Raw genomic sequence first — 22,456 nt, 5'->3', positions numbered from 1 at the left:
AGCACATCATGACCCGCCCGCCGCGCGACCCGTCCCTGCCGCTGATCCCCCGCGCGCTGACCATCCGGATCCTGCTGGTCTCGGCGATCCTGCTCGCCGGAGCCTTCGGGCTCCAGCACTGGGAACGGGCGCACGACGCCTCCCCCGAAGTCGCGCAAACCATCGTCGTCAACGTCTTCGCACTCACCTTGACGACCTACCTGTTCAACTGCCTCTCCCTCGACCGCCCCCTGCTGTGGCGCGGCATCCGCCGCAACCCCTGGATCGCGGCCAGCGTCCTCGGCCTCATCGCCCTCCAACTCCTCTACACCTACACACCCGCCATGAACGACCTGTTCCACTCCGCACCGCTCGACGCCGCCGCCTGGGCGCGCATCACCGCGATCGCCGTTATCTCCTACCTGGCGTTGGAGCTGATCAAGCTCGCCCAGCGCTCCCGCTGACGTGTGCCTTTCGGCGGACCGAGGACAGGACGTTCGACTCTGACCTCTCGCAGGCCCTGGTGGAGAACCTGGAACAGAACCACAAGGAGGACCGATGAGCACGCATCCGCCGCTGGAACAACGCACCGCCGCCGAACTGATGACCCGGGACCTGCTCACCATCGCCGCATCGGAGTCGGTGCTGATGGCCTGGGAGTTGATGTGCAAGGCCGAGGTGCACCACCTGCCGGTCACCGACGACGAGGGCGGGTTCCTCGGCGTCATCGACGCCCAGACCCTCACCTCGACCTGGAACGCCGCCGCACCCCGCCACGCCCGCCGACCCGTGACCACGCTCCTGCCCGACCCGCCGCTCACCACGGTCCAGCCATCGACCACCATCCCCGGCGTGGCACGCGCCATGCTGGAGGCCGGCACCGACTACGTCCCGGTGACGAACGAGCACGGCGGCCTCGTCGGCCTGATCACCGCACACGACCTGATCGCCGCCCTCGCCGGAGCAGAGCACGATATCGCGCCGCGCAGCGCGGGCATGCCGTCCCTCTACCGCATCGAACCGGTGCTGCCCAGCACTGCCTCGGCCCACTCAGGCCGAGGCCGTATGGGGCCCGACTGAACCGGTGCCGTCCCCCCACCGTCCGGTGGGGGGACGCTCGTCAGGCGGCGCGCTGCGCAGCATCGCGGGGCGGGGGGACGATCGCGACCGTGCAGGGCGCGTGGTGCAGCATCGCCGAGCTCGTCGCACCCAGCAGCAGCGGTTCCACGCCGCCGGTGCCGCGGTCTCCGACCACGAGCAGGTCGGCGCCCGCAGCCGCGTCCAGCAGGGCCTCACGAGGACGCTCCACCCGCAGCGATATCTGCACGCGCACCTTTGGGTAACGCCGGTGCCATGGGTGGACGGTCCGGTCCAGCATGGCGGCGCGGGCGCGGAACAGCCTGTTCTTGTCGGTGAACAGGGGCAGCTCGGCCTCGGGCACCGCGCCGGTCACGATCGAGAAGGTCGCCGCCGTGTTCACCTCTCGCGACCGCGCCGTCGAGGAACACGGGCGGGCCGCGCTGGCGGCCGTCGCCCAGGCCGGTGGCTTCGACGCCCTGCTGGATCGGCACACGCTGGCCTGGACCCGGCTGTGGCGGCGCTGCCAGCTCAGCGTCGACCACGTCGAGGTGCGCGATGCGCTCCGCGCCCGCGATCACCTCACCGCCGGCCCGGGACACCGAGCGCACTTCTCCGGGCGCGGTGTTCAGCGGGACGTCGAACGGCCATTCCTCCACCACATGCACGATCTTCAGGGCGCGCCCGTACCGGGCCGCCTCATCAGCGGCCCAGGACACGGCTCGTTCCGACGGAATGGAGCCATCGGCTCCCACAATGATCGGACTGGACATGGTCGACTCCTCTACTGTCCCTTCTCCGTCAGGTGTCGCACGGAGCTTGGGGCCGGTTCAGTCTCGGGTGGGGACGACCACGACCGGCGAATGAGCGTGGTGCAGGACCGCGTGGTTGACCCGGCCCAGCGCCATACCGGCCAGGCCGCGCCGGCGGCGGGCGCCGACCACGACCAGGGCGGCGTTCTCCGACGCCTCCACCAGCGCCTGAGCGGGCGTCCGGTCCGAGACCAGGTGGTCGACCGGGACGTCCGGGAACCGCTCTCGCATCCCGGCCAGGGCCTGCGACAGCTCCATGTCCTCGATCACCCGCCGACGCGGCGAGCCGAACTCCCTGCCCACCGCGTGCAGCGCCAGGATCCTGGCGTCCCGCGTGGCGGCCTCGGCGAACGCCCACTCGACGACGGCGTCCTCGCCGGCACTGCCCTCAAGGCCGATCACGATCTCTTCCGGCGCGTCGGCCGGGAAGGGCGCCTGCCGCGACACCACCAGCACCGGGCACCGGGCGTGCGCGGCGACGTACAGGCCGACGGACCCGAACAGCAGGCCCTCGAAACCGCCGAGCCCGCGTGATCCAACCGTCACCAGGTCCGCGTGCTCGCTCTCCCCCACCAGCGCCCGGCCCGGGTCCTCCGGCACCAGCCGCGTCTCGATGTCCAGGTCCGGATGGATCTTGAACGCGTACTGCCGGGCCTCGGCGAGCAGGTCCTCCCGCTCGGCGACCAACCGGCGCAGCGCGTCCGGCGGAATCGGACCATCGGGTACCAAGGCGCGGGAACCGTGCACGAGCAGCAACGGCAGCCGATGGCGGACGGCACGGTCCGCCGCCCAGTCCAGCCCCCGCCAGGCATGCGCGGAACCATCGATCCCCACCACGATCGGAGCCGACATCGTCATCCCTCCTGAGCTTGATCTTGTCGCTTCACCCTCGACGCTAGGCCGCCGGACGCCGCCGCTCCGCGGCCAAAGGTCCCGCCCTGGCAGGGACGACGGTCACCGATTTCCCCAGCACCATCCCGTTGTGCACCGAACGTCGAAGCCGCCGCCATCGGGGAGACGGCCGCGGCTTCACGATCCTGGTCAGCGGGTGAGCACGACTTTGAGTGCGCCGGTGTGGGCGGCGTCGGCGAAGACGTCGTAGGCCTTCGGGAACTCGTCCAGGGTGAAGTGGTGGGTGATGAACCGTCCGGCGTCGAGCTGGCCGCCGGCGACCAGGCGGAGCAGGGTCGGGGTGGAGAAGGTGTCCACCAGGCCCGTGGTGATGGTGATGTCGCGGATCCACTGCTCTTCCAGGTGCAACACGGCCGGGGCGCCGTGCACGCCGATGTTGGCGATGTGGCCGCCCGGCCGGGCCAGCGCGACCGTCAGCTCGAACGCCTCCGGGACGCCGACGGCCTCGATCGTCACGTCCGCGCCCAGCCCGCCGGTCAGGTCCCGGACGGCGGCGAGCGGGTCCTGGCGGGAGTTGTTGATCGTGACGTCGGCGCCGAACTGCTCGGCCGCCTCCAGCCGGCTGTCGGCCAGGTCGACGGCGACGATGGTGCTCGGGCTGAACAGCCGCGCGCCCATGATCGCGGCCAGCCCGATCGGGCCCGCGCCCACCACGGCCACAGTGTCGCCGGGCCGGACGGCACCGTTGAGGACGCCGACCTCGTAGCCGGTCGGCAGGATGTCGGCCAGCATCAGCACGTCCTGCGCGGGCACACCCCCGGGCAGCGGGTGGACGGAGGTGTCGGCGAACGGCACCCGCACGTATTCGGCCTGTGTCCCGTCGATCTTGTGGCCGAGGATCCAGCCCCCGCCGCCCAAACACTGCCCGTAGCGGCCCTCACGGCAGAACCGGCACGTCCCGCACGCGGTGATGCACGACACCAGCACCTGGTCGCCGGGCTTGACCGTCCGCACGCCAGGGCCGACCGCCTCGATAGTGCCGACCGCCTCGTGGCCGAGGATCCGGCCATCGGTCACGGCGGGGACGTCGCCCTTGAGAATGTGCAGGTCGGTCCCGCAGATCGTCACCGCGTCCACCCGGACGACCGCGTCGCCGTCCTCGATGATCTGCGGCTTGGGAACGTCCTCCCACGCCCTGTGCCCAGGGCCGTGATACACCAGCGCTCGCATGGTCCGCCTCCTTCATCGGTTCTGCTGCTTCCAGCGTCGAATCCGGCGGGACGGCACCGGTAGTACCCAACGTCCCGATGCGCGGGCCTAACGTCCCTGCCAGGTCGCCGCGGCACCGTCCGGCTCGGCGGTGGCGCCGCACGTGTCGAGACGGAACGGCGGGTACCGGTCGGTCATCAGGAACACGTAGCCGGCCACCCGCAGCACCCAGCGGTTCATGCCCATGACAAATCCGAAGATGCCCGGCGGGTACCGCCTGGTGAACAGCAGCGCGATGGCGGCTATGAGCACCAGCACCCCGACCAGTCCGGGCGCGTGCCAGCCCGCGTCGTCCCCGCCGATGCCGCCGCCGGTGAGGAGCGAGATCACCAGGTAGTGCGGGATCGCCAGCAGCCACCACTTCACCAGCACCAGCCCCCGCGACAGCCGCTCGGGGTAGTCGACCTCCAGGTGGGCGGGGTAGTCCGGGACGTCCTTGAGCGTGAACGGCGGGTATCGGTCGGTGCCCAGCGCACCGTAGCCGTAAAACGCCACCCGCCAGGCCCACCGGAGCACCCCGACGTTGAAGTCGAAGATCCACCGGGGGTAGCGGCCGGTGAACAGAATCGCGAAGAACGCGACCACGGTGAGCACCGCCAACACGTTCCGCGCCCGCGCCGCGGCGCTGGCCGGGCTGCCGCCGATCGCCGGTCTGTGGGCGATGGTCCCGGCCATCGTGCTGTACGCCGTCCTCGGCTCCTCACGGCGGCTGTCGGTGGGACCGGAATCGACGACCGCGCTGATGACGGCCGCGATCGTCGGGCCGCTGACCGCCGGCGACCCGGGCGAGTACGCCGCGCTCGCCGCCGCGCTCGCCGTCATCGTCGGCCTGCTGGCGCTGGCGGCGTGGTGCCTGCGGCTGGGCTTCGTGAACGACCTGCTGTCCCAGCCCGTCCTGATCGGCTACATGGCGGGAGTCGCCATGATCATGATCATCGGCCAGCTGCCGGGCACGACCGGGGTCGCCACGGACGGGGACGGCGCGCTCCGCGAGCTGGCCTCGTTCGTCGAGGGCCTCGGCCGGGCCCATGCCGGGACGGTGCTGCTGTCGTCGGTGAGCCTGGTGTTCCTGTTCGGCCTGCAGTGGAAGCTCCCTCGCGCACCCGGGCCGCTGCTGACCGTGCTGCTCGCGACCGCCGCGGTGATGACGTTCGATCTTGAGCAGCGGGGCATCAAGGTGATCGGCGACGTGCCCGCCGGGCTGCCCCGTCCTGCCGTGCCGGCTCCCGCCGACCTGACCGAGCTGCTCGTCCCGGCCCTGGGCGTCCTCCTGGTGGGCTACACCGACAACGTCCTGACCGCGCGGGCCTTCGCCGCCCGGGGTGAGAAAGGAGGTGGACGGCAACCAGGAACTGCTGGCGCTGGGCGCGTCGAACATCGGCGCGGGGTTCTTCCACGGTTTCCCGGTCAGCAGCAGCGGTAGCCGCACCGCCCTGGCAGCGGCCTCCGGCGGACGCACCCAGCTGTACTCCTTCTTCTCGCTCACTGCCCTGGTCGCGGTGCTGCTCTTCCTGCACCCCCTGCTCGCCCGGTTCCCCTCGGCGGCGCAGGGCGCGATCGTGATCTACGCGGCGGTGCGCCTGGTCGATCTGGCCGGGTTCCGCAGACTCGCCGCGTTCCGCCGCAGCGAACTGCTGCTCGCCGTCGCGGCGCTGGCCGGGGTGCTCGCATTCGGCATCCTGTACGGCATCCTCGTGGCGGTCGGCCTGTCGGTCATGATGCTGCTGGCCAGGGTCGCCAGACCGCACGACGCCATCCTCGGCCAGGTCCCCGGCATGGCGGGCATGCACGACGTGGACGACTTCCCCACCGCGCGGACGATCCCGGGCCTGGTCGTATACCGGTACGACTCGCCGTTGATCTTCGCCAACGCCACCGACTTCAAGCGCCGCGCCCTGGCCGCCGCACGGAAAGGCGGGACCGGAGTGCGGTGGTTCGTCCTCAATGCCGAGGCCAATGTCGAGGTCGACCTCACCGGGCTGAAAGCGGTGGAAGCGCTTCGATCCGAACTCTGCGGCAGAGGATCGTCTTCGCGCTGGCACGGGTCAAGCAAGACCTCCTCGATGATCTGCGCGCCTTCGGGCTCGCGGACACGATCGGCGACGACCGGCTGTTCCCCACTCTGCCGACGGCGGTCGCCGCGTTCGAACGCTGGAACCGCGAGCACCCGCCCCCGGACGAGCCCACTGACATCGGCCCACCAGAGCCGAAGCAGCGCTAGGTTTCACGGTCGCGCGTCCGGTCGGCCGAGCGTCATCCACGTCCCCCGGCCAACCTGCTGCCATCTGCGACCTCACCCCTGCGAGGACCGTTGGTCCTTAGGTCACCTGACCAATGGGGTAATCGAACGGCCTGGCAGCGGAGACTCTGTGTCACAGAACATCCCTTCTGGAGAGCCGGAACGGCGGACGCTTGATGAGAGCCCAGCACGACACCAGGCCGTGGGACGAACCCGGGCTGCTCGTGGGCTACGACGACTCCGACCACGCCCGGTTCGCGCTTGGCTGGGCGCTCGCGGAGGCCCGGCTGCGGCACAGCGCCGTCACCGTTTGCGATGTGTGGAGTCCGCCCTGGGACGCGGGAATCGATGAACTCACCGCTGATCTGTTCCGCACTCAGGCAAGCCGGATCCTGGATGACGCGGTCGCCATGGCCCACGCTGGGAGCGTGGTGTCCCGGTGCACCCGCTGCCCTTGCGCGGGTTCCCGGTGACCGAGCTCAGGCGGGCGAGCGCGCAGGCGGAGCTGCTGGTCGTCGGTTCGCGCGGGCAGTGCGCGATAGGCAGTCTGCTGGGCTCGGTGAGCTCCGGTGTCGCGGCGCACGCCCGGTGCCCTGTCGTGATCGCGCGGCCTCCCCTCGCACGGCGGCCGGAGATGCCCATCGTGGCCGGGTTCGACGGGTCAGGGCCGGCACGAGAAGCACTCGGGGTCGCCTATCAGGAGGCCGAGCTGCACGGCGCCCCGCTCGTCGTCCTTCGCGCCCTCCCGCCGGAGGCCTGCTCGGGCGAGGAGGAGGACTCCAGGGTCGCCGATCTCGGCCGGGAGCTCGAACGGCTCGGTGCCACGCACTGTCAGTGAACATCAGCGCCCCGGATGTTCCTAGGGACAAAAGTCCCCTTTCACTGCACCACACCGTACGGGTCATCGCGACGAAGGTCCCTGGCGCCGTCCCCTCGCCGGACGGAGCCTGGAAAGGCCGACACCGCACAACCATGTGGGAGAAGTGATGACCACCCCGATAGGGATCAACGGGTTCGGCCGTATCGGCCGCAACTACCTGCGCTTGGCCCTGGAGCGAGGCCAGGAGATCGCCGCGATCAACGACATCACCGAAACCGCGACGCTCGCGCACCTGCTGATGTACGACTCCACCTACGGCCGCCTCGGCAGGACGGTGGAACACGATGACACCGCCCTGATCGTCGACGGGCGACGCATCCCCGTCACCGCGCACCGCGACCCCGCCGACCTGGACTGGGGCGCGGCCGGAGCCGAGATCGTCATCGAGTCGACCGGCAAGTTCCGGCGGCGCGAGGACGCGGCCGTCCACCTGAAGTCCGGCGCCCGCAAGGTGATCCTCTCCTCGCCCGGCAAGGACGTGGACGCCACGATCGTGATGGGCGTCAACCAGCACATCTACGACCCCGGCCGCCACTCCATCGTCTCCAATGCCTCCTGCACCACCAACTGCGTCGCGCCCATGGCCAAGGTCCTGCACGACACGTTCGGCGTGGTCAAGGGCTACATGACCACCGTGCACGGCTACACCAACGACCAGAACCTGCTCGACTCCCCGCACAAGGACCTGCACCGCGCCCGCTCCGCCGCCGTGAACCTCATCCCGACCAGCACCGGCGCCGCCCGCTCCGTCGGGCTCGTAATCCCCGAGCTGGCCGGACGATTCGACGGCATGGCGCTGCGCGTCCCGATCGAGGACGGCTCCCTGGTCGATCTGGCCTGCCTCCTGGAGCGCCAGGCGTCCGCAGAAGAGATCAACGAGGCGTTCGCCCGCGCCGCCGACGGGCCGCTCACCGGGATCGTCCGCTACAACACCCACCCCATCGTGTCCCGCGACGTGATCGGCGACCCGGCCTCCTGCGTCTTCGACGCCCCGCTCACCCAGTCCAGCGGCGAGCTGGTGAAGGTGTTCGGCTGGTACGACAACGAATGGGGCTACACCTGCCGCCTCGCCGACCTCGTCGAACACATCGCCGCCAGCCTGTGACGGCGCCCTGAGCGCTTCATCGGACGTCCGCGCCCGGCCACGGCCCGGGGCCGCACGAGCGGTCCCGGGCCGTGCCTTTCACAGACGCCCATTCTCCTCACGGCGCCCGTTCTCGTCACAGGCGTGCGCCCTCATGCAGGACCGAACGGGTGCCCGCGGCGATCTCCAGGTCTTCGCGGGCAGTGACCACGACCGCCGCGACTGCCGCGTCCGGCGGGCTGATCACCGCGTCGCCGCGGGCGGCGGCATTGAGTACTGGATCGATCCGGGCGCCCAGGTAGGCCAGGTCGGCGACCAGGCGCCGGCGGGTCTCGGGATCGTGCTCGCCGACCCCGCCGGTGAACACCAGCGCGTCCAGCCCGCCCAGCGCGGCGGTCATCGCCGCCGCGCATGCCCGCAGCCGGTGGTGGTAGACCGTCAGCGCCGACACCGCCGCCTCGTCGGCGGCGGCGGCGCGGGACCGCAACGTCCGCATGTCGCCGGTCCCGGCCAGCGCGCGCAGCCCGGAGCGGTGCTCCAGCGCGTCGCGTATCTCTTCGGCTGGGACACCGTGCGCCAGCAGCCACAGGGGGATGCCCGGGTCGATGCCGCCCGCCCGGGTCGCCATGACCAGTCCGTCGAGCGGGGTGAACCCCATCGTGGTGTCGACCGACCGGCCGCCGGCCACCGCCGACAATGACGCGCCCGACCCCAGATGGCACACGGCCGCCCGCAGGCCGGTGGGGGCGGCGGAACCTGCGCTCAGGAGCTCGCCCGTCCGGCGGGCGGCGTAGGCGTGGGACAGCCCGTGGAAGCCGTACCGGCGCACCCCGAACCGTTCACGCCATTCGGCGGGCAGCGCGTAGGTCGCGGCGGCCTCGGGGAGCGTGGCGTGGAAGGCGGTGTCGAAGCAGGCCACGGCAGGGACGTCGGGAAACGCCCGGCGGACCTCGCCCAGCGCGTACAGCGACAGCGGCTGATGCAGCGGCGCCAGGCCGGTCAGCCCGTGCAACCGTTCGGTGACCTCGTCGTCGATCAGCACGGGACAGGTGAAGTCCCGTCCGCCGTGCACGAAGCGGATGCCGACCGCGTCCGGACGCGGCAGCCGCGCCACGGACGCCAGCAGGCGTTCGGCCTCCCGGTCCGCGCCGCCGGTGGGCAGCTCGACGTGCGCACGGACGGTGTCGTCGGCCTCCACCAGACTGAATTTGATGCTGCTGGAGCCGGGGTTCACAGTGAGGATCCGCATTAGAGCTCCATCGGTTCGTCCGGTCAGTACGGCCAGGTCCAGTCGCGGATCTCGGGGGCGTCTTCGCCGTGTTCGCGGGTGTAGGCGCGCAGCCTCAGGCGTTCGTCCACCATGCGCTGCCGGACGTGGGCCACGCGCCCGCCGAGGGACGGGACGCGGTCGATGACGTCCATGACCAGGTGGAAGCGGTCCAGATCGTTGAGCATGACCATGTCGAACGGGGTTGTGGTCGTGCCCTCCTCCTTGTAGCCGCGGACGTGCAGGTTGCCGTGCCCCGCGCGGCGGTAGGCGAGCCGGTGGATCAGGTACGGGTAGCCGTGGAAAGCGAAGATGATCGGCTTGTCGGTGGTGAACAACGCGTCGAACTCGGTGTCGGACAGCCCGTGCGGGTGCTCCTCGACCGGCTGCAGCCGCATCAGGTCGACCACGTTGACGACCCGGACCCGCAGTTCGGGGAAGAACCGCCGCAGAAGGTCGGCCGCGGCCAGCGTCTCCAGGGTGGGGACGTCGCCCGCGCAGGCCAGGACGACGTCCGGGTCGGCGCTCCCGTCGCCGACGTGGTCGGCGGAATGGGGCGGCCGAGGCGAATGCGAGGCCCATTCCCAGATGCCGATGCCGCGGGTGCAATGCGCGACCGCCTCCTCCATCGGCAGCCAGACCGGCGCAGGCTGCTTCCCGGCGACGACCACGTTCACGTAGTCCTGCGAACGCAGGCAATGGTCGCCGACCGACAGCAAGGTGTTGGCGTCCGGCGGCAGGTACACCCGGACGATCTCCGCCTTCTTGTTCAGCACCACGTCCAGGAAGCCCGGATCCTGATGGGTGAAGCCGTTGTGGTCCTGCCTCCACACGTGGGACGAGAGCAGGTAGTTCAGAGACGCGATCGGACGGCGCCACGGCAGGTCCCGCGTGACCTTCAGCCACTTGGCGTGCTGGTTGAACATCGCGTCCACGATGTGGATGAACGCCTCGTAGCTGTTGAACAGCCCGTGCCGCCCGGTCAGCAGATAACCCTCCAGCCAGCCCTGGCACAGATGCTCGCTCAGCACCTCCATCACCCGTCCGGCGCGGGCCAGATGCTCATCTGTGTCGAGCGTCTCGCCCGCGAAGACGCGATCGGTCACCTCGAACACCGCGCCCAGCCGGTTGGACGCGGTCTCGTCCGGCCCCATGATCCGGAACGTGCGCGGGTTGGCGGCCACGACGTCGCGCAGGTAGTCGCCGAGCACCCGGGTCGCTTCCGCGGTGACCGTGCCGGGCTTGTCCGTCGGCACCGCGTACGTTCGCGGATCGGGCAGCTCCAGCGGGCGCAGCAGCAACCCGCCGTTGGCGTGCGGGTTCGCGCTCATCCGCCGCTCCCCGGCCGGCGCCAGGCCGCGCAGCGCCGCGCTCGGCCGCCCGTCCTCGTCGAACAGCTCGTCCGGTCCGTAGGAACGCAGCCACGACTCAAGCTCCGCGAGGTGGGCGGGATTCTCCCGGACGCCCGGAAGCGGCACCTGATGGGATCGCCAGGTGCCTTCCACGGGCAGCCCGTCGACCTCCTTCGGGCCCGTCCAGCCCTTCGGCGTCCGCAGAATGATCATCGGCCAGCGGGGCCGGTCGGTCGCTCCCACGTCCCTGGCCGCCTGCTGGATCCGGCCGATCTCGTCCAGCGCCCGGTCCAGCGCGACCGCCATCTGACCGTGCATGACGGCCGGGTCGTCCCCGGACACCACGATCGGCGCGTGCCCGTACCCTTCGAACAACCGGACCAGCTCGTCCTCGGGGATCCGGGCCAGCACCGCCGGATTGGCGATCTTGTAGCCGTTCAGGTGCAGGATCGGCAGCACCGCCCCGTCGTGCACCGGGTCCACGAACTTGGTGGAATGCCAGCTCGCCGCCAACGGCCCGGTCTCCGCCTCCCCATCACCGACGATGCACGCCACCACCAGATCCGGATTGTCGAACGCCGCCCCGTACGCGTGCGCGAGCGAATAGCCGAGCTCACCGCCCTCATGGATCGAGCCAGGCGTCTCCGGCGCCACATGGCTGGGGACGCCACCCGGAAAAGAGAACTGCCGGAACAGCCGGCGCATGCCGGTCGCGTCCCGCGAAACCAGCGGATAGACCTCGCTGTAGGTCCCCTCCAGCCACGCATTGGCGACCGCCGAGGGGCCACCGTGCCCCGGCCCCATGACGTAGATCATGTCCAGATCACGGGCCTTGATCACCCTGTTCAGATGGGCGTAGCAGAAGTTCAGCCCAGGTGACGTGCCCCAATGCCCCAGCAGCCGCGGCTTGATGTGCTCTGGCCGCAGCGGCTCTCGCAGCAACGGATTGTCCAGCAGGTAGATCTGTCCGGCCGACAGGTAGTTCGCGGCCCGCCAATAGGCGTCGAGCAGTTCAAGTTCGGTCCCGGCCAGCACATTGCCGTCCGCGGTCGTCGACGTCATCGTTCCTCCAAGCGCTCGTTGATCTCAGCGCACCACACCACCCCGCCCAGAGGTCAGGGCCGAAGGTCACACATCCCTGACGCCGCAATGCCTGCTCATCACCGGCCGTCCTCGTCACAGGCGCCGAAAAGGACCAGGGTGCGGTTCGTTCTCAGGGACCGGTTGAGCTGCACTCTTGAGGGTTCGGTCGCTGCAGGCCGGGGGGTTGACCTCTACCGCCCGAGGTGGAGGCGGTCGCGCTGGGCCCATTGCTTGAGGAACTGGCGCGGTGGGATGCGGCGGTCCCGCAGCGGATCGAGGAGTTCAGGGAACAGATCGCCGAGTCGGACGGACGCTGGAGGCCAAGGAAGAGCGATCCTCGCGGCCGGTCATCACCCGGGAGACCAAGGTGGAGATCCTGGGCGGAGCGGCCCAGGTGGTAGCCGAACCCACACTGATGTGGCCGGATCCGCCGACGCCGGTGGGCGCGGCGGCGTCCGCTGAGGCCTGGCCAGGGGCAGAGGCGGTCCTCAAACTCCGCACCGTGATCGCCAACGGAAGCTTCCCCGGCTACTGGAGCTTCCACACCGCAATCGGACACCGCCGCCTGCACCGCACGCGCGACCAAGAGGGATATGAGCTCAGCGTGTGATCAGTCTGCCTCCCTAGGTCGAAATGCATCCCGAGCAGTTCTGGTGCTGCCGTCGTGCGGCTCTGCGGTGTGCCCGTGGCTGACCACGATCGTCGAAGACGCGGGGTCGGGCCGTGGTCGGCCGCTCGATCGCGTTGACCGGCGGGCTCGCACGCCGGGACGCACACCGGAGAAGGCCCCACGGTCTGGCCGGGCACGTGGCAGTGTCGATCATGCCTCCCCCCGGGCAAGCAGATGGTCGTTCACGCCGTGGGAGCCGCAACCGGCGTCGTGCTGGGTGGGAGCGCCGTTGCTGGGCCTGTGGGACTGCTGAGGTATCGGTCGACCGGCGCCGCTACCGGCCACGGGCCGCCACGGGGGCCCGCTTACCGATCGTTTCGAGGTAAGGACGAGCGCTGGTGTTTCGGCTCCTGCATGGCCGCGGGGTGCGTAGCGATCACCGCCTACCAGCCGCGCGCGGCGGCCCACCTCGCGTCCGTCCTGGCCGCCACCGTCCCGCCCGACGCGTACGAGGGCGTGGTGCGGGTCAGCGCGCAGGAGACGGCCGGCCTGTCGATCGAGGCGCTCCGCGAGCACATCCTGGTGAACCCCTACGACGGGGAGATCTTCGCGGGCACCCTCCGCACGAACCTCGATCCGTCGGGTACCGGACGGATGATCGCCGAGGCCGTCGAGGCGTCCATGCTGACCGACGTCGTCGCGCCCCACCGCGACGGGCTCGACCACCCCGTCCGCGACCGGGGCGAACCTGTCCGGCGGACAGCGGCAACGGCTGTCCCTGGCCCGTGCCCTCGCCGCTGACAGCGACATCCTCGTCCTGCACGACCCGACGACCGCCGTCGACGCCGTCACCGAACAGCTCATCGCGCGCAACATCGCCGCGCTGCGCCGGGGCCGCACACCATCGTGATCACCAGCAGCCCGCCCTTCCTGGACGCCGCCGACCGGGTCCTCGTCCTGGACGACGGCGTCATCACCGCCGAGGACGCACACCGCAACCTCCTCGGCACCGACGAGGCCTACCGACTGGCCGTGGCCCGCGTGGTCGGGAACGCGTGACGCTCAAAGCGCCATTAGGCGGTCGCCTGCGCGGTACTGCGTGGGTGATAGTCCGCGGATGCGTTTGAAGGCGACGCTCAGGGCGAAGGCGTTGGCGTAGCCGACTCGGTGGGCGATGGTCTCGATGGTGAGGTCGGATGTGCGGAGCAGGTCGGCGGCGAGCGCCATCCGCCAGTGGGTCAGGTAGGTGATGGGTGGTTCGCCGACCAGTGCGGTGAAGCGGCGCGCGAGGGCGGCTCGGGAGCAGCCCACTTTGGCGGCGAGGTCGGCGATGTTCCAGGGGTGGGCGGGGTCGTCATGCATGAGCCGAAGCGCGGGACCGGCCTGCGGGTCGCTTTGCGCCCGGTACCAGCCCGGTGCCTGTGCGTCCGGACGGGCGAACCACGCGCTCAACGTGACGACGAGTGCGATGTCCAGCAGGCGGGCGAGCACGACTTCCTGGGCCGGACCGTCGCGGCCCACCTCCTGCGCCAGCAAGGTCATCACCGGGTTCTGGGCCTCGGCCGCGGGCACCAGCACGATGTCGGGCAAGGCGTTCAGGAGCCGTTCGGTGACGTCGCTGCTGATCTGGTAGGTGCCACTGGCGACAATCGCCGAGCCGTCGCGGGTGAAGCCGCTGGTACGCGGTCCGAGTCGCAGAGCGTCGGTGACGTCGGTGCCGTCCGTGGTGGTCAGGCGATTGTCGTGGTGAACGACGATGTCAGGGACGGTGGCCGGATCGTCGCTGACGGTGTAGGGGTGCGGGCCTTTGATGATGGCCACGTCTCCGGTGCGCATCAGTGCGGGTTGTCCGTGGTCGGGCACGATCCACGCGTGCCCGTGCAACGTGGTGGCCAGGGCGAGGGCGGCACCGTCGGCGATGCGCAGGGCCCACGGCGGGTCCAGGATCGCCTGGCAGAACGCCGCGGTTCGTGCGCGGACGCCTTCCAGGAGGTCGCTCAGGGGATCCACGGCACTCATGGTAGACGCACAGACATGGAAATGCGCCTATCAGATATGGATCGGCTCAGCTGGTGCCGCTTGGCTGGACAGCGAACGACCCCTGAAGCGAGCCCTGGAGGCAAGCCGATGTACACGATCACAGGAGTCACCGGACATGTCGGAGCGGTGACCGCCCATGAGTTGCTGGATCGGGGCGCACCGGTACGGGCCGTGGTCCGTGACGCGACCAAGGGTCTGGCCTTGCAACAGCGAGGAGCGCAGGTCGTGGTCGCCGATTTCGGCGATCGGGCGGCACTGGCCGGGGCGCTGCACGGGAGCGACGGAGCGTTCATCATGCTCCCCACCGTCCCGACCGCCGGTGACGCCGAGCATCGCCGGCTGGCCGATTCGATCGCCGGCGCGGTCGGCGACAGCGGTGTCGCTCATGTCGTCATGCTGTCCTCGATCGGCGCCGAGCTGGCCGAAGGCACCGGGCCGGTCCGCTGGCTGCATCATCTGGAGAACCGGCTGCGGCAGACCGGCGCGCGGCTGACCGCGCTGCGTTCGCCGCACTTCCAGGAGAAGGTCGAGACGCTGCTCGGCGCCGCTCTGGACACCGGAATCTATCCCGTCTTCGGCGAGAACGCCGACGTCCCCACTCCGATGATCGCCACTCGCGACATCGGGAAGACCGCCGCGGCGGCACTGCTCGCGCCTTCCCCGACCAGCGAAACCGTCGACCTGCTGAGCCCCGAGTACACCGAACGCGATGTAGCCGGGCGACTGGCAGCCGTGCTCGGCAAGCCGCTCCAGGTGGTCACCATCCCTCAGGCCGGTTGGATCGAGGCGATGCTCGACGCCGGTCTCCCCGCACCGCTCGCCCACGAACTCGCCGCACTGTACGGCGCGGACCAACGCGGCCTGTTCCACCCTCGCGGAGACCGGAACCACGCCTGCACCACCGAGATCGACGAGACACTGCGCCACCTCGTCCAGACCGCCACCGGCACGCCCGCGACATGACACCGCCGACACTTGCAGGCCGTCCGCGCCAGCGGGCCGCGTCGTCCTCGGCGGTCCAGCCGCGCAGGAGCCGGCGAGTCCGGAGCAGTGGCCGGGGGACGCCGGGCCGGTGCCCGCCGTCCCCCGCGGGGTGGGTGCGTGGTCAGGATCGAGTTGCGATCCGGTAGGCGCGGATGATGGTCTGTTCCAGCTTGTTGCCGTCGCCGTCCTCGGCTGTGGCGCGGAGCGAGACGAAGCCGTTCGCGGGCGGGTGCCGCACGAGCGCCACCGATCCGCCCGGCGTCTGCTTGAGCTGTGCGTCCTGCCAGGTCTTGCCGTCGTCGACGGACACCTGGACGGTCAGGTCGCGCAACCGCCCGGCGTCGCCGCCCGGTTGCGATTCGGTGATGACCGGCAGTTCGATCTCGCGTCCGGCCTCGGCGGTGCCGTGGTCGTCCACCGGTGGGACGTACCGCACCGCCCATAGCGGCAGCAGGGCCGGCTCGCCCTCGTCCGCATGACCGGAGCGGAACGTCCACGCCACGTCCACCCGGGTGGACAGTTCGCCGGACCGCCGTTCACTGGTGATGTGCAGGCGGTAGTCGGACGGCTCGGGCGGCACGGCGAACTCCGTCATCGCGAAGGGCCTTCTGCCGATCTCGACGCCGTTGCGGTACAGGACGGCCAGGGTCCGCGCGTCCTCCATGATGACGCCGTACCGGCCGGAGCCGTCACCGCTGAACGCCGTGTCGATCTTGAGGATGTCGCCCTCGCGGCGGACCATCGGTCTGCCTTCGCGGGGCAGTGTCGGGCCGATGACCGCGTAGTTCCACTTCTCGGCATAGGTCCGCCCGGCCCGATAGGCGACGGGGGCGGACTCCAGATAGCTCGCCGGCTGGAAGTCCGGTCTGAACTCGAACTCGATCGCCTGCCACCGCACCCCGTCCTCGGTGGTGTAGTGCTCGGTGCGATGGAACGGCAGCCGCGTGGACAGCGACGGGGCGACGTTGCCCAGCAGCCCCTGGTCGGCGCTGGGGAAGGTCCCCGACCGGCCGGTGCCGCCGGGGGTGTTGATCGCGCGGCTGACCTTGACCGTGGCGAGGTCCCGCTGCTCGACCTTCTTGCTGAAGCCGGTGATCATGCGACGCTCGATCGGCCATGCCATGTGGTAGACCGCCTGGCTGTCGGCGTCGGTGCCGCCCGGCCCGGGTTGCAGGACGGTCCCGCGCACGAAGGACCGGAAGCCCTTGACCGGCTCGTCCGGCCCCATCCGGCCGGCCGTGATCTTGTCGAAGCTGGTCGCCTGGAGCAGGAAGTTGTACGAGTTGCCCGGGGAGGAGAACCCGGCTCCCACCGCGGCGGCGCGCCATTGCAGATCGGTGCCCGGCGGGGTCACCGTGACCGGTTCGGCCTGCCGCGCGTCGGCGACGATGGTCTGCGCCGACGTGACCTCCAGTCGCTGCTGGACGAGCAGGGTGGTGAGGTTGTCCTGGTCCTGGCCGATGACGGAGTTGACGGTGTACACGCCCTTGGGCACCCGCACCGTGTCACCCTTGCCGGGCCCGAGCGTCCCGTAGATACCAGGCTTGTCCATCCGGAACAGGGTGTCGAGGAACCCGGTGGCGGGCGCGCCCCCACGGTCCAGGTGCTTGATGGTCAGGTCGTAGCTCTCCTGCTCGTTCTCCAGGCTGAACGGCATGCCGATCACGGTGTCGCCCGCGGTCGCCCGCAGGTGGCCGGTGATGTGGCCGTACACCGCCCCGATCGCCTTGGGGTCCGCCGAGAGGGTCACCTTGACCCGGCCACCCGCCGGCACGGTCACCGACGAGGGGTTGGCCGTGAACCCCGCGGCCGGCACCGGCTTGCCGTCCGGGCCCTTGGCGTCGGTGGACAGCTTCAGGGCCACCGGTTCCTTGCCGTGGTTGACGTAGGTCACCGGCTTGGGCACGGCGGGGCCGTCGTGGGGCCAGAGCTGCGTGCCGAAGCTCACCGAGCCCGGCTCGGCGGTCACCGTCTGGCCGACCGCGCGGGCCACGTCGAGCCGTCCGGCGCCCTGGCGCGTGACCTCCACGCCGGACAGCGGCTTGGCCGTGCCCATCAGGTGCGCCTTCAGCTGGGCCGGCGTCCAGTCCGGATGCTGCTGGGCGAGGATCGCCGCGGCGCCGGCGACGTGCGGCGCGGACATCGAGGTGCCGGTGAACGACACGTGCTTCTGGTCGGGCGAGGGCGGCCACATGTCCTTGCTGCGGGCGGCGAGGATGGACTGGCCCGGGGCGGCGATGTCCGGCTTCAGGGCGAGGTCGCCCGGCCGCGGCCCGCGGCTGGAGAAGCCGGCGAACTCGTCGGTCTTGGTGGTCGCGGCGACCGACAGCGCGGCGTCGGCGCTGCTCGGCGAACTGATCCGGATGCTGGGGTGCATTTCGCCGCTGTTTCCGGCGGCCGCCACGAACAGCGTGCCGTACCGCTCGGTGAGGTTCCCGACGGCCTGTTCCACCGGGTCGATCCCCGGCCGGTCGGCGTCGCCGAAGCTCAGGTTGACCACGTCCGCGCCCTGCTCCGCGGCCCACTGCATGCCTTCGAGGATCAGCGAGTCCGGGCATTCGCGCCCGATGCAGATCTTGCCGATGAGCAGGCTCGCGCCGGGGGCCACGCCCCGGTAGCGCCCGCCCGCCGCGGCTCCGCTGCCGGCCACGGTGGACGCCACGTGGGTGCCGTGGCCGATGGTGTCCTCGGCCTCGCCCGGGGTGAAGTTCCGCTCGGCCACCACCCGTCCGACCAGGTCGGGATGGGTCGCGTCGGCGCCGGTGTCCAGCACCGCCACCTTCACGCCTTTGCCGTCATAGCCCGCCTTCCAGGCGGCCGGCGCGCCCACCAGCGGCACGCTGGTGTCGAGCAGAAGCCGGCGCCGCCCGTCCAGCCAGACTTTCGTTCCGGCGGAGGCGGGCCGCGTGGTGAGTGATCTCCACAGCGCCGTCCCCGACCCGGCATCGGCCGCCACCGCGTTCACCGCCGGGAGTTCCCGGGTCACCGCGAGACCCGGGAACTCCATCGCCGAACGCGGCGCCGCCTTGGGACGTGTCACGATCAGCGGCAGGCCCTTGGGACGGGCGTCGTAGCCGAAGTCCAGCAGGGTGGTGATGTCGAACAGGCGCGGGTCCAGCCTCCCGGACCGGAGCAGGGGCAGGGCGTCGGCGGGGACGACGTGCTGCTCCCCACCGACGCGCTGGTTGAGGAACGGTACGCCGGTCCGCCCCTTGGCGGGCTCGACCGACACTCCCTGGCCCATGACGGTGACCCGATCACCGGTGATCAGCGTGACGGTGCGGGGCGCGGCTCCGGCCGCGCGGCCCGGCGCCGCGCCGGCCGGAGCCGCGCCTGAGAGAGCCGGCGCCGCCGAGGCGGCACCGGCGGGACTGAGCGCGGGGAGCAGGCTCAGCAGCACCACGGCGGCCGGCAGTCGCCAGCGCGCCCTTGGACGTTGGGGTGTCCCGAAGCGCGGGACCGGATCGGCGTCTATCGGGGAAAGGGGGTGTCGCGAGAGCATGCTCAGCTCCTTTGCTGGTATGCGCAACCCCCGTCAAAATAGATCGATGGCCAACCTTTGTGGCACTTCCAAGATGGGCAGTATTTCAGTCTGAATTTCTGTTTCATAAAGAAGGGTGCAGGCCAATTAAATGCGTCGTTCCCCGACGGCCGTGAACGTTCTTGGCCGTCAGGGTGCGGGCTGCGCCGCGTCCACACCGACCAGCGCGGTCGGCATGGACGCGGCGCCTTTCACACGAGCCGTTTGATGCTCCACATGTTGTTGGTGATCGGCCCCGGGTTTCCGCACCGGGTCGGATCCCAGAAGCTGTTGAGGGTGGACCATCCGGCGGGCCGCCATCCGGAGCACACCACCATCTCGTCACCGACGGCCTTGTCGGTGTAGCTCTCGATCACCCAGACGTTGGGGAAGATCGATGACGGGTTTCCGCAGCGTGTTGGATCCCAGTAATCGTTGACCTTCACGAAGCCCTGTGGAACGTTGTCGTCTCCGGCGCACACGCGTTCGGTCGCCGCGTTGGCCGGACCGGCGGGCAGCACCAGCAGGGTGCTCACCGACATCACTGCAAGGACAACTGCTTTGACCCGTTTCGGAAATCTGCGTCTCATCGGCGTGCCTGCCTCCTCGAAGTGCCTTCACCTGCTCGGCATGAGATCACGTTGGGTCGGCAGCGAGATCGAACAAGCCGATCGAGAGGCTATTCGGGTTTCCGCAGGCAGGCTAGAGTAGCCGCCATTACTCTATTATTTCTCGCTGTCATTCATCCCAGGAGTAATGTCGGTCGAGCCCATGAGCGTGGCGAGCTGGGCACGGTTGGAGACGCCGAGCCGGGAGTAGGCGCGCCCGAGGTAGTTGTCGACCGTCCGCACGGACAGGGCCAGCCGCTCGGCGATGGACTTGCTGGACATACCCGTGGCGGCCAGCAGCGCCACCTGGCGCACGCGCGGGGGGAGCGAGGAGTCCGCGACGTCGTGCCCGGACATGACCAGTGGGGTCCGGGCGCCTTCACAGCGGTCGAGGAGGGCCGCCGTCCGTGCCTGTGCCGCCGCCGCCCGTCCCGGGCGCCCCGCCTTCCGGTGGGCCCTGGTGGCGGCGGCGGCCAGCTCCGCGGCGTGCAGCGCGAGGCCGAGGCCGTCCAGGTCGGTGGCGGCGCGGTCGAGGGCCTCGCCGTCGGAGGAGCCGAGCGCGTGCGCCGCACGGGCCAGTGCCGGCATTAGCGGGCCGTCAACGGAGTCGCCCAGTTCGGTGAGGCGAGAGAGCACGGGCCGCACATCGCCTAGACGGGCCGCTTCGTACAACGCGATCGCCTCGTCGGCGTACAGCTCGCCCTCGTTCGCCAGCGCGGCGGCGTGACGGGCCTGCGCCGCCGCGCGCGTCAGGTCTCCGGTCGCGGCGAGCACCCAGGCGCGGTTCACCTCGATCCACGGATTCATCACCCGGTTGGTCTCGTCGCGCAGAGCGTCGGCGCGGGCCATCCACCGCCCGGCGGCGGTCGCGTCCCCGGCGAGCGCCGCGGCGCCGGCGAGGTCGGCCAGCAGGCTGCGGGTCATCCTGAAAGAGTCCTCCCCCTCGCGGGCCGCCACCGCCTCGCGCAGCGCGGACTGGGCGGTGACCACCCGCCCCTGCACCTTGGCGAGCCCGCCGCGGAATCCCGCCCAGCTCGCCGCCAGCTCCCTGGCGCCCTGGGCGACGGCGCCCGCGTACCCTTCTTCGGCGAGTTCTCCCGCCTCGCGTAACCGTCCCGCCATGCGCAGCGCGAGGCAGCGGGTCCAGCGGAGCATCGCCTCCTGCCAGGGCGACTCGTCGCGGCCCCCCTCGACCGGGGCCGGTCCCCGGTCGGACAGCGCGAGAGCGGTGTCGAGACGGCCGAGGAGCGTGTTGGCGAGCACGGCGACCGGCCGGATCGCGCCTCCCATGGCGCCCGTGCGGTCCACGCTCGCGGAGACCAGTCTTAGGGCGTCGCGGCAACGGCCGTCGCAGAGCAGGAGCCATGTGCGGACGGCTTCGGCGGCCTCGCAGTCCGGTTCGGCGGCAGCGTTCCGGCCGGCCTCGCCGTTCCGGTCTCCCTCGCCGTTCTCGTCGGCTCGGTCATCCCGCTCGTGCCGGCCGTCTCCGCGGTCCGCGGTCTCCGCGCCGGAAGCGCCGCTCGTGATGCCCGGCCGGGGCTCGTCGAACACCTCGTCCACCGCGTCCGGTGACCCGGCTCCCCAGTACAGGCACGCCGCGCGGACCGCCGCCCATTGCCACCGCCGGTCACCGTCGCCGGCCGCGGACATGCCCCCGGCCAGCACCGCCTCCGCTTCCGGACCCTGACCCCGCCAAGCCAGGGCCAGGGCCAGCATCCGATCCGCCTCGGGACCGGCGCCGATGTCCCGGGCGCCTCGGGCGAACCGCTCGGCGAGGGCGAGGTCGACCCGCTCGGCGGCCTGACACGCCGCGCTGAGCAGCACCTTGGGGCGTGCGGCCGTGCCAGTGTCCAACCGCCACCCGGCCAGGCGCAGCTCGTCGTCCCTGCGGCGCCGCGGCTCCCCGTCGAGGGCGTCGGCCAGCCAGCCACGGATTCTGCGTGCCCGGGCCTCCGGGAGGACGCCGCGGATGACACCGCCGTGCAGGGGCGGGACCAGCCGCACCACGCGCCGCCGCCCGGATCTCGCGAACACGACCATGCCCGCGCGTTCCACCGCCTCGACCGCGTCCGGCTCCAGCGGGCCCGCGACCGTCAAACGGTCCAGGGTCGCGACGGGCAGTGGCTCGCCGCAGGACAGGACCTCCAGCACCGTACGCGCCGCGCCGTCCAGCGTGCCCAGCCACGCCTCGGCCAGTTCGTTCAGGCGCGCCCCGTGCTTGGCCGCGGGATCCCAGAACCACACGCCCTCCCTGCGCGCCAGGGCACCCTCCTCCCGGGCCCCGATCAGCAGCTCGCGCAACAAGAGCGGATGACCCGCCGCCATCCGGTCGATCTCCGCCCGGGTCACCCCCTCCACCAGCGACCCGAGAGAGTGCTCCAGCAGAATGGAGACGGTCGCCGCCGTGAGAGGGCCCACGCTGATCCGCCGGGCGGGGCCGTCCTTCCAGAGCCGGCCGATCGCGTCCGGAGCGGGCTCACCGATCCGCACCGTGGCCACCACCGAGACCAGCCCGTGGACCGCGAGCTGGTGGATCACCATGGCCGACCACTCGTCGAGCAGGTGCGCGTCATCGACTCCCAGCACCACTGCCAGCCGTTCCGCCCGCGCCGCCATGGTCTTGGCGATGCGGCGGAAGACCTCGGCCGGGTTCCCGCTCAACGGCCTGTCGGGCGAGAGCACCGGCAGGACGACCCCGAAGGGAATCGACGCACCCGCGCGGGTGGCCGGCAGCCAATCGGTGTCCCGGCCCGCCCGCCGCGCACGGTCCACGGCCTCGCGCGCCAGCCGGGTCTTCCCC

The 22,456-nt window shown here is 71.0% G+C and carries 21 protein-coding genes and 2 pseudogenes; 12 read left to right on the top strand and 11 right to left on the bottom strand.

What is annotated here, in order from left to right; translation table 11 throughout:
• Window positions 1-443: cation transporting ATPase C-terminal domain-containing protein (locus tag ETD83_RS25235; protein ID WP_171064423.1), on the top strand; the 443-nt coding region annotated here is incomplete at its 5' end.
• Between the two features lie 94 nt (window positions 444-537).
• Window positions 538-1,059 carry a CBS domain-containing protein gene (locus ETD83_RS25230; protein WP_138647692.1) on the top strand — a complete coding sequence of 174 codons (522 nt, stop codon included), beginning with the start codon at window positions 538-540 and terminating at the stop codon, window positions 1,057-1,059.
• A 40-nt stretch (window positions 1,060-1,099) separates the two neighbouring features.
• Here the strand turns inward: ETD83_RS25230 and ETD83_RS44800 are convergent, their stop codons facing one another.
• From ETD83_RS44800 to ETD83_RS25205, 5 genes and pseudogenes are all read right to left on the bottom strand, one after another.
• Window positions 1,100-1,459, bottom strand: coding sequence for a universal stress protein (locus ETD83_RS44800; RefSeq protein WP_230421161.1), 360 nt, complete (start codon window positions 1,457-1,459; stop codon window positions 1,100-1,102).
• Between the two features lie 184 nt (window positions 1,460-1,643).
• A pseudogene (locus ETD83_RS25220) lies at window positions 1,644-1,829 on the bottom strand (universal stress protein); the annotation flags it as partial.
• Between the two features lie 57 nt (window positions 1,830-1,886).
• Window positions 1,887-2,720 carry a universal stress protein gene (locus ETD83_RS25215; RefSeq protein WP_171064422.1) on the bottom strand — a complete coding sequence of 278 codons (834 nt, stop codon included), beginning with the start codon at window positions 2,718-2,720 and terminating at the stop codon, window positions 1,887-1,889.
• A gap of 189 nt (window positions 2,721-2,909) precedes the next feature.
• Window positions 2,910-3,950, bottom strand: coding sequence for a zinc-dependent alcohol dehydrogenase family protein (locus ETD83_RS25210; protein ID WP_138647689.1), 1,041 nt, complete (start codon window positions 3,948-3,950; stop codon window positions 2,910-2,912).
• Window positions 3,951-4,037: 87 nt separating this feature from the next.
• Window positions 4,038-4,583, bottom strand: a complete 546-nt coding sequence (locus ETD83_RS25205; protein WP_329602979.1) for a DUF4389 domain-containing protein — start codon at window positions 4,581-4,583, stop codon at window positions 4,038-4,040.
• Here ETD83_RS25205 and ETD83_RS43875 point away from each other — a divergent pair.
• The 5 genes and pseudogenes from ETD83_RS43875 to gap all read left to right on the top strand — a co-directional run bounded on the left by ETD83_RS43875 (window position 4,576) and on the right by gap (window position 8,213).
• Window positions 4,576-5,412, top strand: coding sequence for a SulP family inorganic anion transporter (locus ETD83_RS43875; protein WP_205717872.1), 837 nt, complete (start codon window positions 4,576-4,578; stop codon window positions 5,410-5,412). The genes ETD83_RS25205 and ETD83_RS43875 overlap by 8 nt on opposite strands.
• Window positions 5,312-5,989: pseudogene (locus ETD83_RS46080) on the top strand (SulP family inorganic anion transporter); the annotation flags it as partial. The gene ETD83_RS43875 and the pseudogene ETD83_RS46080, both read left to right, overlap by 101 nt.
• 415 nt (window positions 5,990-6,404) lie before the next feature.
• Window positions 6,405-6,701, top strand: coding sequence for a universal stress protein (locus ETD83_RS46075; protein WP_138647687.1), 297 nt, complete (start codon window positions 6,405-6,407; stop codon window positions 6,699-6,701).
• A complete protein-coding gene (locus tag ETD83_RS25190; protein ID WP_138647686.1) occupies window positions 6,668-7,066 on the top strand; it encodes a universal stress protein in 399 nt (132 codons plus the stop codon). The genes ETD83_RS46075 and ETD83_RS25190 overlap by 34 nt, the downstream gene beginning before the upstream one ends.
• Before the next feature lie 148 nt (window positions 7,067-7,214).
• Window positions 7,215-8,213 (top strand): type I glyceraldehyde-3-phosphate dehydrogenase, encoded by a 999-nt coding sequence (gene gap, locus ETD83_RS25185; RefSeq protein WP_138647685.1) that lies wholly within the window; start codon window positions 7,215-7,217, stop codon window positions 8,211-8,213.
• Between the two features lie 115 nt (window positions 8,214-8,328).
• Here the strand turns inward: gap and ETD83_RS25180 are convergent, their stop codons facing one another.
• Window positions 8,329-9,441 carry an acetate/propionate family kinase gene (locus tag ETD83_RS25180; protein WP_138647684.1) on the bottom strand — a complete coding sequence of 371 codons (1,113 nt, stop codon included), beginning with the start codon at window positions 9,439-9,441 and terminating at the stop codon, window positions 8,329-8,331.
• Window positions 9,442-9,464: 23 nt separating this feature from the next.
• Window positions 9,465-11,873, bottom strand: coding sequence for a phosphoketolase family protein (locus ETD83_RS25175; RefSeq protein WP_138647683.1), 2,409 nt, complete (start codon window positions 11,871-11,873; stop codon window positions 9,465-9,467).
• A 388-nt stretch (window positions 11,874-12,261) separates the two neighbouring features.
• On the opposite strand from ETD83_RS25175, the gene ETD83_RS25170 reads away from it, so the two are divergent.
• From ETD83_RS25170 to ETD83_RS44785, 4 genes are all read left to right on the top strand, one after another.
• Window positions 12,262-12,504 carry a hypothetical protein gene (locus tag ETD83_RS25170; protein ID WP_138647682.1) on the top strand — a complete coding sequence of 81 codons (243 nt, stop codon included), beginning with the start codon at window positions 12,262-12,264 and terminating at the stop codon, window positions 12,502-12,504.
• A 414-nt stretch (window positions 12,505-12,918) separates the two neighbouring features.
• Entirely contained in the window at window positions 12,919-13,305 is a 387-nt protein-coding gene (locus tag ETD83_RS45740) for a P-loop NTPase family protein (protein WP_329602978.1), read from the top strand.
• Window positions 13,253-13,414: an ATP-binding cassette domain-containing protein gene (locus ETD83_RS44790; protein ID WP_329602980.1), complete on the top strand. Its 162-nt coding sequence runs from the start codon at window positions 13,253-13,255 to the stop codon at window positions 13,412-13,414. Before ETD83_RS45740 ends, ETD83_RS44790 begins: the two co-directional genes overlap by 53 nt.
• Window positions 13,411-13,563, top strand: a complete 153-nt coding sequence (locus ETD83_RS44785) for a hypothetical protein (protein WP_230421160.1) — start codon at window positions 13,411-13,413, stop codon at window positions 13,561-13,563. Before ETD83_RS44790 ends, ETD83_RS44785 begins: the two co-directional genes overlap by 4 nt.
• A 3-nt stretch (window positions 13,564-13,566) precedes the next feature.
• Here the strand turns inward: ETD83_RS44785 and ETD83_RS25160 are convergent, their stop codons facing one another.
• Window positions 13,567-14,514 carry an AraC family transcriptional regulator gene (locus tag ETD83_RS25160; RefSeq protein ID WP_138647681.1) on the bottom strand — a complete coding sequence of 316 codons (948 nt, stop codon included), beginning with the start codon at window positions 14,512-14,514 and terminating at the stop codon, window positions 13,567-13,569.
• A gap of 24 nt (window positions 14,515-14,538) precedes the next feature.
• On the opposite strand from ETD83_RS25160, the gene ETD83_RS25155 reads away from it, so the two are divergent.
• A complete protein-coding gene (locus tag ETD83_RS25155; protein WP_329602976.1) occupies window positions 14,539-15,507 on the top strand; it encodes an NmrA family NAD(P)-binding protein in 969 nt (322 codons plus the stop codon).
• Window positions 15,508-15,649: 142 nt separating this feature from the next.
• On the opposite strand, the gene ETD83_RS25150 is transcribed toward ETD83_RS25155, so the two are convergent.
• The 3 genes from ETD83_RS25150 to ETD83_RS25140 form a co-directional block, all read right to left on the bottom strand.
• Window positions 15,650-19,030 carry a S8 family peptidase gene (locus ETD83_RS25150; RefSeq protein WP_138647679.1) on the bottom strand — a complete coding sequence of 1,127 codons (3,381 nt, stop codon included), beginning with the start codon at window positions 19,028-19,030 and terminating at the stop codon, window positions 15,650-15,652.
• A gap of 230 nt (window positions 19,031-19,260) precedes the next feature.
• Window positions 19,261-19,590 carry a hypothetical protein gene (locus ETD83_RS25145; RefSeq protein WP_138647678.1) on the bottom strand — a complete coding sequence of 110 codons (330 nt, stop codon included), beginning with the start codon at window positions 19,588-19,590 and terminating at the stop codon, window positions 19,261-19,263.
• 183 nt (window positions 19,591-19,773) lie between these two features.
• Window positions 19,774-22,456, bottom strand: a 2,683-nt coding sequence (locus ETD83_RS25140) for a helix-turn-helix transcriptional regulator (RefSeq protein WP_138647677.1), incomplete at its 5' end; no start/stop codon positions are given.

The organism is Actinomadura soli, from assembly GCF_005889715.1.
In the GTDB taxonomy this organism is placed as follows: Bacteria; Actinomycetota; Actinomycetes; order Streptosporangiales; family Streptosporangiaceae; genus Spirillospora; species Spirillospora soli.
Note: the sequence above shows the minus strand (reverse complement) of the source record. Positions and strands in the feature narration are given on the sequence as shown.